Source organism: Alcaligenes sp. SORT26 (genome assembly GCF_017377875.1).
GTDB lineage: Bacteria > Pseudomonadota > Gammaproteobacteria > Burkholderiales > Burkholderiaceae_B > Alcaligenes > Alcaligenes parafaecalis.
In genome coordinates this window covers 360,568-373,257 of the sequence record NZ_CP070975.1, presented here as the reverse complement: position 1 = coordinate 373,257, position 12,690 = coordinate 360,568, and the positions used below count along the sequence as shown (strand labels likewise).

Below are 12,690 nucleotides of genomic sequence, written 5' to 3'. Positions count from 1 at the left end.
TTATCTGGGGTTAATCATTCAACAAAGGGTTAGTGCTTTCTGTCTGGCTGGTCACCGGCGTTGTCGGCAGCACCGTCATGGTTTGAGTATGGTGCAGCGCCAGACCTTCTTTTCGCAATTCATCCAGAATATCGAACATCAGGACACTGCGTACCCGGCTGCCGATACGCGGCGAGGCCACATAGCAGGTCGCAGTAAACTGCAAACCATTGGCATCAAAGCCATCCAGCGTCACATCCGGCGCGGGGTCGGCAAGCACATCGCTATAGTTCTGCATCACATCCAGCATGATAGAACGCACCCGTTTAGCGTCTGTGTCGATGGGCATATTAATCTTGACCTTCACCACGCCCAAAGGATTGCTCAAGGTCACGTTACGCACGGTTTTGGTAATGAATTCGGAGTTCGGCACAATCAGGGTCGAGCGATCAAACATCTCGATTTCCGTGGCACGGGCATTGATCTTGCGCACATTGCCCTCTACCCCATTCAGGCTGACCCAGTCCCCAATCTTGATAGGACGTTCGGCCAGCAGAATCAGGCCCGACACAAAGTTCTGCACCACTGCTTGCAAGCCAAAACCAATACCCACCGACAAGGCCGAAATCACCCAGGCCATGCGCTCCAGACCGATGCCCAGAGACGAAATCGCCGTGGCCACCACAATGAAGTAGCCCACATAGCTGAACAGATTAGCGGTAGACACGCGCATACCAGGGTCGATACGCGTGGCGGGCAAAAGCTGGTTGGCGACCCAGCGCTGCAAGGCTTTGACGAACAAAATGCCCAGCACCAGGATCAGCACGGCCAACAAGACAGAGCTAGGTTTTAACTGAACTTGCCCTAAAGAAAAGCCTTTAACCAGGAAACCCAGACGGCGCTGCAGCCACTGGGTGGGGTCTTCCCCAAAAGGCAGCAAGACCAAGGTGATCGCCGTAATAATCAAGCACAGACGCAACGCCCCGGACAGCACAATCACGATCTGGCTGCTGCCGCGCAACTGGGTGCTGGTCCAAACATTGGCAGCCCGTTTTTCCTTGAACTGCAACAGCAGGCTTTGGCCAATATCAGCAATCAGGGCCACCAGCACATAGCAGGTGCAAATGACCAGACTCAGCCACAGCATCTCTTGAACAATCAGGCTGCTCAAGGCGATATAGCCGAATAAAAAGGCCACCATGCCAATCAGAATCACCACACCCAAAGTCATGGGAATGGCGCGTAGCCACGTCGCACCCTGCTCGACAGGCACCGCTTTCTGCGTCCCGTCGCCACTTTCAAGCACGGGGGTCTTATCGCGCCCCTGGCTTAAATTCCAGGCGGCAATGGCAATAAAGATGCTCAGGGTCAGCGTATTAAAGCTGTTGACCAGCAAGGTCGTGCTTAACGTGGCATTGATCAGGCCCAGCAATTGCTGCGACATCCAGGTCAAGGCCACCATCATGCCCAGCGCAATCGGCAACCAGGCCAACTTCAAGGCGACATTGCTGGGGATGGGAGGCAAGCGCCAGCTAGGACGTTGTGCCGACAAGAGCACGCGGCCCATGCCGGTCACAAATCCGCCCAGAAACAAGGCAAAGACCGACTTGGACACGAAGCTGGCCAGGTCAGGCGCCAAATTGCCATTCCAGTAAAACAGTCCTGCCGCCAAGGACGCCAACAGCCCCGGCGTCAGGCAATAGAGCACGATCAACGCCGTTGCATAAAAAGAGCGTCGCAAACGGGAAGGTTTGGTGTGGTTGATCGTAAAGCTCTCCAGCCCCCGCACCGCCCAAAACGACAGCCCCAGCAAGACCAGGGCCAAGGCCCCGGTCGACCACAAGACATAGGCAGGCAAATCCAGCACACGCTGCGCCAAATCCTTGCGCATGCGTTCGACCCGAGCCAGATCACCAGGAAGATCACGCGAGACATTGCGCCAGAAACGGGGTGTCAACACAGACTGCGACTGTCTGCCCAGCTCCGCCTGAAAGATCACACGGCGTTGCTTGGAAACCTGATCCAGACCTTGAGTCGTTTCCACCCCGATCAAGCGAGCCAACTTGATCATGCCATCCAGCTCGGTCGCCGCTTGCTGCAACTGACTGCGCTGACGAGCAATATCTTCGGACTCCCCGGCCGGATCATCCGCCGCCCCCAACTGGCTTAAACGCGCCGTCACGCTCAGCAGTTCCGGTTCCAGACGCACACTCATCTCCTGCGCCTGCTCCTGGGCCAGCAATAGCTGATTACGCAAAGCAACCAGATCCGAATCCCCTAAGCCCTCGTTTTTCTGCAAACGCTCCTGCACCGTTTGCAAGGTGTCACGCAGTTCATTCAAAGATTCACTGGCCTGTGCAGGCGTCAACGCCACCGTCTCGGCCACAGCGGGAACAGTAGCGACTGCCAGCACAATCGCCAGCAAGCAGAACGACAGAAAGGCACACAGGCGCGAACGGCGAAAAGCGTGCATCAAGAAAACTCCGGCTAAACAAGAAGGCCCCGCGCATGAAACCGGCTGGGCAGCAGAAAACATGCACAGAATACCGAACTATTGTCTGCTTGGCGCATGACATATTCACGTGAAAGCTGTTTTTTAAGAGATAAACGCCTCTGCGTTCATGACTTTTCGACTTCTGAACCTTTACTGCCTCAAGCTAGTACGGCTCACTCCAGAGTCAAACAAAAAGTCTGGCCCATAAAAAAACCGGCAAGGTTCGGTGCTGAGCACCCTCCCTTACCGGTTCTGCAAGCCTGGGAACATCAAACCCCACGCTCACTGACAAGCACGATTAACGAATCTGCTCCGCCACCATAAATCCAGACGCTCCTGCCAAGCCTGGACCCGGGTGAGTAGACGCACCGATGTGGTAGACGTTCTTGTACGGTGTTGCATGGGAACGAGCACCGTTACTAGCCGCAAAGGGTCGCATCCAGAAGAACTGGTCGGGGGAGCAAATGCCCGAGTAGGGGTCGCCGCCCACCAGATTGCAGTTGATGGATTCCAGATCGGCGGGCGACAGCACTTTCTGGCCCACGATCTGTTGACGCAAACCGGGCATGACGCCTTCCAGTTGGTCGATGATGCGCTCGGCCACCGCCTTGCTGACTTCTTCGGTCCATTTGCCGTCTGCGGGAACATCGATCTTGCCTGCGGCATCGCCACGCAATTTGGATGGCATATCCTGCATTTGCATCCACAGAATCCATTTACCTTCCGGCGCACGGCTGGGGTCCAGAGAGCACGGTTGGCCGATAGCCACGGTGAACTTGGCAGGGATCAAACCGTTATTGGCTTGGGCCACGCTCATGCTAACGTCTTCCAGGCTGTCGGACAGATGCAGCAAGGGTACTTTCAGCAACTCCGGATCGCTCCAGTTGGGCATGCTGTCCAGTGCCAGGTGAATTTGCATGTCGCCACGGCCAAAGCGGTAGGCATTGGCCTGTTCACGCACAGGCTCAGGGGCAGCGGGCAAGAGGCGTCCGTACAGTTGCGGAGGCGTGACGTTGCACACTACATGGCTGGCTTCGTAGACTTGGCCACCGGCGCGCACGCCACGGGCTTTTTGTCCGTCCAGCACAATTTCTTCGACTTCAGTGTTCAGTTTAATACGGCCACCGGCCTTTTCAATAATGGCGCACAAGGCACGCACCAGATTCTGGCCGCCGCCCTTCACCACAGGCATGCCACCGGCCACCACAGCGGCAAAAGTCAGCTTGCCAATCAGGGCGGAGCAAGCATCATCCGGGCCCAGGCCCGAGTGCAAGACCCAAGGGGCCATCATGCCGCGTACACGGTCATCCTTCAATTCACGGTCGGCCCAGCGACGGAAAGACTCCAGGGACTCACGACCGTACTGCACCATGCCGTCCATACGGCGCTTGCGCCATTGCGAGAACAGTAGACCCAACAAGCCACGGCTGTAAGGCTCGGTACCCAACAAGCCAAAGGTCAGACCTGCATCGCGCTCGAACAACTGACTGCACATGGCACCGAAGGCATCGCCATCGCCTGCTTGCAAGCCATTGATACGTTGAATCGAATCGCCCACATCGTGGCGCAGGGCCATGCCCTTGCCATCACTACCTACCACGCCAGTGGTATAGCCGTTTTCCAGAAACTCGACACCTTGTGCAGCCAGATCATCCTTCAGGCGTGCATAGGCAGCACCGGAGGTAAACAAGGGGTACCAGGACGACAGCAACTCGTGGGTAAAGCCTGGAAATAGCTCCTCGGTACGGATGCAGCCACCCGCACGATCATTACGCTCCAGCACCAGGACTTGCTTGCCCTTTTGTGCCAGCAAGGCTGCACATACCAGGGAGTTAATGCCACTGCCCACCACAATGACGGCATACGATTTTTTATTTGTTGAGTCTGTCATCCCACACCTTTTTTAAATTGCCCTGAACGGGGTCAGGGCTTGTGAACACACAACAAGAAACAGGTGTTCACAAGCCCTGGACATCTTTTACCGCACTTTTCTATTTATGAGCCAGACGACTGCGCCTGCCAGCGTTCAAACCAGTGACGGGGCGACTTGCCCTGCTCGGGTCCCAGAACGGAAAAGCCACCATCCACAGGCAAGTCAATTCCTGTCATCCAGGAAGCCGCGCCCGACACGGCGAACAAGACCACCTGTGCCACTTCTTCGCCGGAACCGACTCGGCCCAAAGGATGAACCTGCGCCCCCACCTGATTGGCCAGCTCACGCGAACCACCGCTCATGCGTTCGACGGATGGCGACCAGGTCCAGGCGGGCGAAACCGTCAGCACGCGAATCCCGGAGGGAGCCAGTTCCACCGCCAGACTCTTGGTGAACTGCAGGATGGCTGCTTTGGAAGCAGGGTACAGCGCGCGTCCTGCCACGCCAAACTTGCCGCCGGTACTCCCCATATTGATGATGACCCCGCCCTGCCCCATATGCGGCGTGGCTTTCTGGGCCAGAATCGCGCTGGAAATCAGGTTTACATCCAGCGTCTGATGCCACAGCTCACGGCTGGATGCCAGGCCTTCGTCCCCATAGGAACAAGCATTGTTCACCACAATGTCGATGCGCCCGGTTTGTGCCAGAGCCGCCTGTACACAGGCATCCAACTGCGCATCGTCACAAATATTGGCGGCCAGAAACTGAGCCTTGCCCACCGCTTGCAAACGCGCTTCAGTGCGCTGGCCTTCTTCCTGGCTACGCCCCACAATCAGCACCCACGCACCGGAGGCACACAACGCGAGGGCGATATCCGCCCCCAGCCCTTGCGTGGCTCCGGTCACGATGGCGACCTTACCTTGTAAATTCACCTTCATGTCCTGCTGCATGTGCTTCTCCTACTGTGCGTGTGGGGCACCAAAAACGGTCGCCCAGTCTTCGTCCCGATCAATATGAGCAATCAGGCTCATGCTGGCCAGGGAGGCTTCATGAATGGCGGGCGGTGCGCCGCAGGCGCTGGCCACCACAGCCACTTCATAGCCCATGTCCACCGCATGACGCACGGTGCTTTCCACCACGGAATGGGTGGCCACACCGGCGATCACCAAACGCTCTACGCCCAGGCGGCGCACCACGGGTTCCAGCGCCGAACCAAAAAACGCATTGATGCGGGTGTGATGGACTTCAAACTCTTCTGGCAAGGGAGCCAGCCCGTCAAAGAACTGGGCTCCCCAACTGCCGGTCTGCATGGCACCGATTCGTTTCACATTGTGCAGAATCGGGGCGTTGCACAGCAGATCGGCATAGTCAGGCCGGTAGCCCACCCGCACATGCACAATAGGGACACCTTGTGCGCGGGCCTGCGCCAGCAAACGGCCTGCCGCCTCGATCAGGGCCTGACGCTGGGGGCTATTGGCCTCTACCCCCACACGGATCAGGCCATCGGCGTGCAGGACATCGTTTTGATAATGCAGGGCCAGCAACGCTGTGTGATGGGCTGCCGACATTAGATGTACACCTGAATAGCGCCGTGAACCGCGTCACGATCCACCAGGTTCACCTGCTTCATGCGCAGTTTCCAGCCACCGCCTTCCTGAGCTTGCAGCTTGTGAATCAGGCTGCCGACACGGTAGACCGGATCTTTACCGCGCCATTCCATGGCGTGGAAGCTGGAACGCACGACCAGATAACCTTCTGGATCTGTGCCATCAATCATCACATTGCCCAGCACGCGGCAGGACTGGGTGATGGGCTGCTGGGACCAGTTGCGGTGGTTTTCCAGACGGCGGATACGCAATTCACGCAGCAGCTTGTTTTCCCAGCACAGGGAAATGTGCTCGTAAGGGCTTTCCTGATCGTAGCTATGCGGAATCCAGTACATGCCTTCCTCGGTCCACAGATCCAGCCATGCCTGCCAGCGGCGCTCATCCAGCAAACGGGCCTCGTGGTAGATGAACTGCTCCACCTCGCGAATGGCCTCCAGGCTCAGGTTCACAGGCGTGATCTGGTCCACGCTGACGTCAAAATCAATATCAAACAACATAAGAATTCTCCTTGGCTCGGACAGCAGCCCGCTTAAGCCTGTGTTGCAGGGGCGATAGGCTCACCGGAGGCCGAGCGCACCGTGGCTTTACCACTTTCTTCTGACTGCGCAGGCGCGTCATAAATACTGGTGGTCATGAAGTGCTTCCAGGCGCGGAACTGGTTGCGCATGGGCAGTTCGCTGGTGCCGTTAGTGGCGACCATGCCACCTTCAATAGGCTTGTCGGTACCGTCGTAGCGGTGCATGCTGATCCACTCGCCGCCCTTGGTCTTGTTGCCTTCCTGGCAACGGCCATAGACTTCGATATCGTCCGGCATCACGTTGGACGACGGCGAGTTGATCAAGTTGGCGTACATCAGGCCGCGCTTGTAGATATCGTCCGGTGCGCCTTTCAGGCGGAACAACTGGATTTCCACATGAGTGCGGTCTACGGCTACAGGGCGAATCACTCGGAATTGCTGGAACACAGTGTGTGGCGAGCCGCTGCCGTAAATAATGCTGTTGTGACGGTTTTCACCCAGCACACTCAGGGCTTTTTCTTCACCGTAGGCTTCTTTCAACGTTTCGTAGTGGGCTTTGGTGATCGGGTCGGTTTCGATGGCACCAGGGTTGAAAATGCCTTCCATGTAGCCATGGCCGTTATCAAAGGCGTACAAGTCCAGCTTTTCCCAGAAACCATAAGGCTCGCCGTTACCGTCCATGATGTGCAGTTCCAGCGGCATGGAGCCGTAGTCTTCGGCTTGCTCACGGGCGGCCACGTAGGACGACTCGTGCGTCACGTTAGCGTGCATGGTGTCGTGCAGGTTCTCGTAGAACACCTTCCAGTTGGAGGGCTGCCAGACTTTGAAGCTGCCACCGGCCACTTCCACTTCACCCACGGGCGAGCGATCGCACAGGTTGTCGATGGAGGTGATGATGGGACCCAGAAACTCTTTCAGGTCCGGGCCATGAGCGCTTTGACAGGCGAACACAAAGCCACGGTAGCTTTCAACACGAGCCACACGGCGCATGGAAAAATCCGGGTGCTTGGGGTCAAAGCAGGTGTTTTCCAGGCCGTTCTTCATGGGGGCGGCCAAGTGTTGGCCATCCAGCTTGAACGTCCAGGCGTGGTATGGGCAGCGGAAGAACTTGCCTGCATTGCCACAGCCATCAGCCACTACTTTCGCGCCCTTGTGCGGGCAACGGTTGTAGAGCACGTACACCTTCTTGTCGCTGCCACGCACCATGATGACGTCCTGGCCGCCCAACAAGGTAGTGTGGTAGTCGCCCGGATTGGGCACCTGGCTGTCGTGGCCGATGTAGATCCAGGCACGACCATAAATGCGTTCCATCTCCAGACGGAAGATTTCAGGGTCGGTATAGACCGATTTATGGACGCTGTCTCCCCGCACCAATGCGGACAGTTGTTCGTTGCTATAGCTCATCATTACCTCCTTGCTGCCGGATGCTTGACGCACCCTCTTTATGACTTTTCCATCTTGCACTGCGGTGCAAAATGATCCTGGAATTGCTCGAATACGGTGGACACAATCTTGTTGCTCATCTGGCCTTTGTCATTCGGGGCCACTTCGCGCATGTAGTAGGTCTGCACCGGGTACTGGTTGTTGTTGAAGGCAAAGGCCCCGCGCACGGACTCGAACGGTGCACTGCGCAAGGCTTTACGCAAGGCTTCGCGGTCGGTAGCGGCCTTGGGGTCCGCCTTCAGCGCGCCATCCAGCAACAAGGCCACGTCATAACCCTGGGATGCGTACATGGAAGGCAGGCGACCGTAGGTTTTCTCAAAATCCGCCACAAAGCGCTTGTTGACCGGGTTATCCAGATCAGGCGACCACTGGGCGGCGTTGGCCATACCCTTCATGGACTCGCCAATCGCGGCAATTGTGTCCTGGTCAGCGGAGAAGCCGGGGGTGTACACCGCCAACTGCGAGGACAGGCCCGAATTGATCAACTGCTTGATAAAGGACACGCCCATGCCACCCGGCAGGAAGAAGAACACGGCATCGGCACCGGAAGCCCGCATTTGAGCCAGCTCGGCGGCGTAGTCCATCTGGCCGACTTTTACATACACTTCATCGGCAATCTCGCCCTTGAACAGGCGCTTGAAGCCTTCAATGGACTCACGGCCACCGGGGTAGTTGGGGGCGATCAAATAGACTTTCTTGTGGGCCTGATCGGTCACGTACTTGCCCATGACGGCCGGGATGTCCTCGGTTTGCCAGGACACGTTGAAAAAATTGGGATGACAACGCTCGCCCGCGTAATCGGCAGGGCCACTATTGGCCGAAATATAGACCGTGTCGCTGTTCAAGATCGTAGGCATCACGGGCAGCAGCACATTAGAAAAGGCCATACCGGTAATCACATCAACCTGATCGCGCTTGACCAGACGCTCTACAGCCTGACGGCCTTCCATCGGTTTTTGCTGATCGTCCAGCACTGTCAGGGCCACATCCACGCCGCCCAGCTTGCCGCCCGCGTGGTTCAGACCCAGCTCGAAACCATCACGGATTTCTGTGCCAATCGCCGCGCCCGGGCCGGACAAGGTGGTCAACAAACCAACCTTGAATACTTCCTGACTGGACGCAGGGCTACAGGCCAGGGCCAAAGCCAGCGCGGTCATACAAAACGCCACTTGTTTTTTCATGTTTGTCTCCGTCCTCTGTGTTTTAAAAAACTGGACTTGTCAGCCTGTACCGGACCACCCCCACTACGCTGGAAGCTGTCAATCACGGGTGCCCGCCTCTAAATGGGCACTTGTCCTGCAGGCCAGAGAAGACGGGGCCTAGGGGACTACGTGAATACATCAATTCCCAGTCGTATCCCAATCTGCTAAGGTGCCGGGGACAGGACTACTGTTTTAGGTTTGAAATACATTAGACCGGCTCGGAACGGGCGGCTATCCAGATACGGCAAGCCTTATCCCTAACCGGCAAAAATTTGGAGACACATCATGCAAGCGTGGTTTATGTCAGGGCTGGCCCCCTTGCAACACAGCACGCCGCGCTTTGAATCGCGCTGCCCCGACCAGACACGCAGCGAGACCGCCGGTTTTCTAACCGAGCACCGTCTGACCTGGAATGACGGCCCGGTCGACGCGTCCCTGCGCTACGCCAGCAGCCACAGTTTTTCCTTTGTCTTGCTGAAATATGGCGCGGCGGTGCAGGTATCGCCCGGTATTCTGGAAGACTTTTTGCTGTTTCAAGTCCCCATACAGGGACGATCCTGTATTCGGGTTGGTCGGGAGTACGTCCAGGCCAACCCTAAAATTGCCAGCGTGATCTCCCCTTCCCTTCAGGTTGAACTGGATTGGGAACAGGGCTGTGAGCAGTTTTTAGTGAAGATCCCACGCCACAGGCTGGAAGAAGTAGCCCGTCAGACGCTGGGCTTGAGCCTGGACCGGCCGATTGAGTTTGCCGCAGGCATGTCCCTGGATTCGCCACATGGCTGTGCCTGGCAGCACCAGATTGGTAGCTTGCTGGCCTATGGCGGGCATTTGCCGCCTGAAATGGATCAGTGGTCGCGTCAGGCCGAAGACAATCTCTTGCTGCATCTGTTTCATACCCAACCGGGTAACTACAGCCAGCAATTGCAGCAAAGCGTGCGCCCGGCCAGTTCACGCCGAGTACAAAGAGCCGAGGATTTCATGCGGGCCAGCCTGGACGAGGCCTTGACGCTGGAGCAAATCGCCACTGCCGCCTGTGCCAGTGTGCGCAGCCTGACGTTGGCGTTTCGTACTGAACGGGGGCTGAGCCCCATGCAGTTCTTGAAGCAGATTCGTCTGGAAGCGGCCCAGCAGGCCATTCGTCATGCTGTACCGGGCACCCAGGTCAGCGAGATTGCCTTGCGCTGCGGGTTTAACCATTTCGGCCGCTTCTGTGCCGATTACAAGTCCCGCTTTGGGCGTTCGCCCTCGCAGGACTTGCGTATCGTGGATTAGTCTTTCAAGGACTTGCCAGGAACCCACAAGCGACCATCAAACAGGCGACGGGCGGTGCGGTAGAAAGAACCGGCTTTGGCAAACCACTGCCCGTCTTTCTTTTCCACTTCCGCGCCTACCGTCAGCACACCCGAAGGCATGCCCAGACGCAGCGGGCCTTGGGGAGCGACGGAGTCGGACAGGCACTGGGACGGCAAGCTGCCCGTCAAACGAGCAGCCACAGCGGTACACAAGGAAATGGTCAATGGCAAAGCGCGGTGCGGCTGGCCGTTGGAGATCACACGGGCGACCAGATCAATATCCTTGGCGGGCACCACATCCCCCGACAAAGTGGGATTGTCCTGAGCCGGGGACACGATGCAGACAAAGGGCACAATACGAATCTGACGCGCCGCTTCCACATCCGGGGCAATGCCCATGCGCACCGAAGCCTGCACACGGATGGCATCCAGACGCTCCAGCACTTCAGGATGGGATTCCAGCCAATCCGGCAGTTCCAGGCCGGTCAGGCCCACATCCGCAGCACGGACAAACACGGCCGCGTTGGCCGCATCCACCAGCGAGACTTCGATACGACCCACGCCGGGTACGTCCAGCCATTCAGTCAGTTCGCCGCTGGGCAGCAAGGAACCGGTCGATGCACCACCGGGTTCCACAAAATCCAGACGGATAGGTGAACCCGTGCCACCCACGCCAGGAATGGACAGATCGCCGTCATAACGAGGCTGGCCATCTTCTACCGTGAAGTGGGCATGAATAATCTTGTTGGTATTGGTGTTGAGGATGCGCACACAAGCCTCGCCATCCTCTACCTTGACCATGCCTTGCTCAACCGCATAAGGGCCCACGGCAGAACTCATATTGCCGCAGTTACCACGGTAATCCACCTTCTCTTCTTTAATGGCAACCTGTGCAAAGGTGTAGTCCACATCCGCGTCCGGATGGCTGGACGGACCCATGATACAAACCTTGGACAGGGAGGAGACACCACCACCCATGCCGTCCAATTGACGGCCATAAGGGTCCGGCGTGCCCATGGCGGCCGAAAACAAAGGCGTCCAATCGTCGCGCTCGGCAGGCAGGTCCGCAATATTGAGCATCAAGGCTTTGCTGGTACCACCACGCATGAACACGGCGGGAAGGGATTTTTGTTTCATCGCATCATTCCTGGTTCTTGGCTTGCGCCATTAAAGAAAATTGCGCCGTCTCCTCCATGGGGTCGGCGTGAGAGACAATCGGTTCACTCAAAGAGGCAGATCGGGTCTTGCTTTGCTGTTGCCGCTCCAGTTGCTGCACTTTTTCCTCGCTGGCATTACCCAGATGGCGGGCCAGCAGTGCGGAAGCCTGGGCGCGTTCGCCCTTTTCCAGCAAGTCCAGAATCGCCAGATGCTCCAGACATTGGCGACGGATACGTTCCCGATCCAGGGTTTCCTGATATTCCAGCAAGCGCCGCAATTGGTTCTGGCGCGTGACCGTCTGGGCAATAAAGCGGTTGCCCGACAAAGAGGCCAAGGCCTCATGAAACGTGGCATTGGCCTGATACATCTCGGCGTGCCCGGCGTGACGCCAGCCACCATCGGCCAAGGCCTGCTGTTGCAAGCGCACACGGCGCAACACGGTGGAATCAATCGCGAAATCAGGCAGCAACATGGCCGCCGGTTCCAGCATCTGACGCAAGGTATAGCTTTCTTCGCAGGCCTGGGGGCCATCAATCATGGGCAGGAAGGACCAGCCTTTGCTGGCACGTTGCTCCATCCAGCCTTCATTGGCGGCACGGGCCAGAATGCGGCGCACACGCTCACGCGTCAGGCCGTAACGACGCATGGCGTCGTTTTCCGACAAGGTGTCGCCCCAAATGCCCGAGAGCTTGTCACGGGCCAGTTGCAGATAAATCTGGTCGTCCTGGCTGGTGCCCAGTTCTTCTTCAATAACGCCTAACTGATCCGCCCCTTTCAACAAGAACAAACCGCGCCGGGGTGGCTGCGCACCCACAATGCCTTTTTCTGCCAGATAGGCCAGCGCTCCCCGAACAGGCGAGCGCGAAGCGCCCAGCGCTTGGGCCAGCGACTGTTCCGTCAAATGATGCCCGGCCTGCAAATGCCCTGCTCGCACGTAGTCCAGCAGGCGATGTGCCAGGGTGACATGCAAAGAATTAGATTGGCTGTTCATGCCGACATTCCTAAAAATCGAAGCGATCTTGGATCGTTTTATTGTATTATATACAAACAAAATACAATTTAATTGTTTTACAAAGGCTCCAGACGCATAATTTTGTTGGGATTATTCTTGTCGAAAGCCCGCTG

The 12,690-nt window shown here is 57.3% G+C and carries 10 protein-coding genes; 1 reads left to right on the top strand and 9 read right to left on the bottom strand.

From position 1 onward, the window contains the following. Window positions 1-10: 10 nt before the first annotated feature. The 7 genes from JYG33_RS01670 to JYG33_RS01640 all read right to left on the bottom strand — a co-directional run bounded on the left by JYG33_RS01670 (window position 11) and on the right by JYG33_RS01640 (window position 9,094). Window positions 11-2,452, bottom strand: a complete 2,442-nt coding sequence (locus tag JYG33_RS01670; RefSeq protein ID WP_207873891.1) for a DUF3772 domain-containing protein — start codon at window positions 2,450-2,452, stop codon at window positions 11-13. A 319-nt stretch (window positions 2,453-2,771) separates the two neighbouring features. Further along, window positions 2,772-4,364, bottom strand: coding sequence for an NAD(P)/FAD-dependent oxidoreductase (locus JYG33_RS01665; protein WP_207873890.1), 1,593 nt, complete (start codon window positions 4,362-4,364; stop codon window positions 2,772-2,774). Between the two features lie 104 nt (window positions 4,365-4,468). Continuing rightward, entirely contained in the window at window positions 4,469-5,296 is an 828-nt protein-coding gene (locus JYG33_RS01660) for an SDR family oxidoreductase (protein WP_207873889.1), read from the bottom strand. 9 nt (window positions 5,297-5,305) lie between these two features. After that, a complete protein-coding gene (locus tag JYG33_RS01655) occupies window positions 5,306-5,914 on the bottom strand; it encodes a cysteine hydrolase (RefSeq protein ID WP_207873888.1) in 609 nt (202 codons plus the stop codon). Continuing rightward, window positions 5,914-6,450, bottom strand: coding sequence for an aromatic-ring-hydroxylating dioxygenase subunit beta (locus JYG33_RS01650; protein ID WP_207873887.1), 537 nt, complete (start codon window positions 6,448-6,450; stop codon window positions 5,914-5,916). The genes JYG33_RS01655 and JYG33_RS01650 overlap by 1 nt, the downstream gene beginning before the upstream one ends. A 32-nt stretch (window positions 6,451-6,482) precedes the next feature. Then, complete coding sequence (locus tag JYG33_RS01645; RefSeq protein ID WP_207875697.1) at window positions 6,483-7,874, bottom strand: aromatic ring-hydroxylating dioxygenase subunit alpha; 1,392 nt, start codon at window positions 7,872-7,874, stop codon at window positions 6,483-6,485. A gap of 38 nt (window positions 7,875-7,912) precedes the next feature. After that, window positions 7,913-9,094, bottom strand: coding sequence for an ABC transporter substrate-binding protein (locus tag JYG33_RS01640; RefSeq protein WP_207873886.1), 1,182 nt, complete (start codon window positions 9,092-9,094; stop codon window positions 7,913-7,915). Between the two features lie 306 nt (window positions 9,095-9,400). Between JYG33_RS01640 and JYG33_RS01635 the strand changes: the two genes are divergently transcribed. Then, window positions 9,401-10,387 carry an AraC family transcriptional regulator gene (locus tag JYG33_RS01635; RefSeq protein WP_207873885.1) on the top strand — a complete coding sequence of 329 codons (987 nt, stop codon included), beginning with the start codon at window positions 9,401-9,403 and terminating at the stop codon, window positions 10,385-10,387. Here the strand turns inward: JYG33_RS01635 and JYG33_RS01630 are convergent. Together JYG33_RS01630 and JYG33_RS01625 are read right to left on the bottom strand one after the other, a co-directional pair. Then, window positions 10,384-11,544, bottom strand: a complete 1,161-nt coding sequence (locus JYG33_RS01630) for a PrpF domain-containing protein (RefSeq protein WP_207873884.1) — start codon at window positions 11,542-11,544, stop codon at window positions 10,384-10,386. The two genes, JYG33_RS01635 and JYG33_RS01630, sit on opposite strands and share 4 nt — an antisense overlap. Window positions 11,545-11,548: 4 nt before the next feature. Then, complete coding sequence (locus tag JYG33_RS01625) at window positions 11,549-12,556, bottom strand: GntR family transcriptional regulator (RefSeq protein WP_207873883.1); 1,008 nt, start codon at window positions 12,554-12,556, stop codon at window positions 11,549-11,551. Window positions 12,557-12,690: the final 134 nt, after the last annotated feature.

Bases quoted from the DNA above. Each gene is read 5' to 3' on its own strand.
- JYG33_RS01670 (WP_207873891.1), bottom strand. From the start codon at position 2,452: ATGCACGCTTTTCGCCGTTCGCGCCTGTGTGCCTTTCTGTCGTTCTGC.
- JYG33_RS01665 (WP_207873890.1), bottom strand. From the start codon at position 4,364: ATGACAGACTCAACAAATAAAAAATCGTATGCCGTCATTGTGGTGGGC.
- JYG33_RS01660 (WP_207873889.1), bottom strand. From the start codon at position 5,296: ATGCAGCAGGACATGAAGGTGAATTTACAAGGTAAGGTCGCCATCGTG.
- JYG33_RS01655 (WP_207873888.1), bottom strand. From the start codon at position 5,914: ATGTCGGCAGCCCATCACACAGCGTTGCTGGCCCTGCATTATCAAAAC.
- JYG33_RS01650 (WP_207873887.1), bottom strand. From the start codon at position 6,450: ATGTTGTTTGATATTGATTTTGACGTCAGCGTGGACCAGATCACGCCT.
- JYG33_RS01645 (WP_207875697.1), bottom strand. From the start codon at position 7,874: ATGAGCTATAGCAACGAACAACTGTCCGCATTGGTGCGGGGAGACAGC.
- JYG33_RS01640 (WP_207873886.1), bottom strand. From the start codon at position 9,094: ATGAAAAAACAAGTGGCGTTTTGTATGACCGCGCTGGCTTTGGCCCTG.
- JYG33_RS01635 (WP_207873885.1), top strand. From the start codon at position 9,401: ATGCAAGCGTGGTTTATGTCAGGGCTGGCCCCCTTGCAACACAGCACG.
- JYG33_RS01630 (WP_207873884.1), bottom strand. From the start codon at position 11,544: ATGAAACAAAAATCCCTTCCCGCCGTGTTCATGCGTGGTGGTACCAGC.
- JYG33_RS01625 (WP_207873883.1), bottom strand. From the start codon at position 12,556: ATGAACAGCCAATCTAATTCTTTGCATGTCACCCTGGCACATCGCCTG.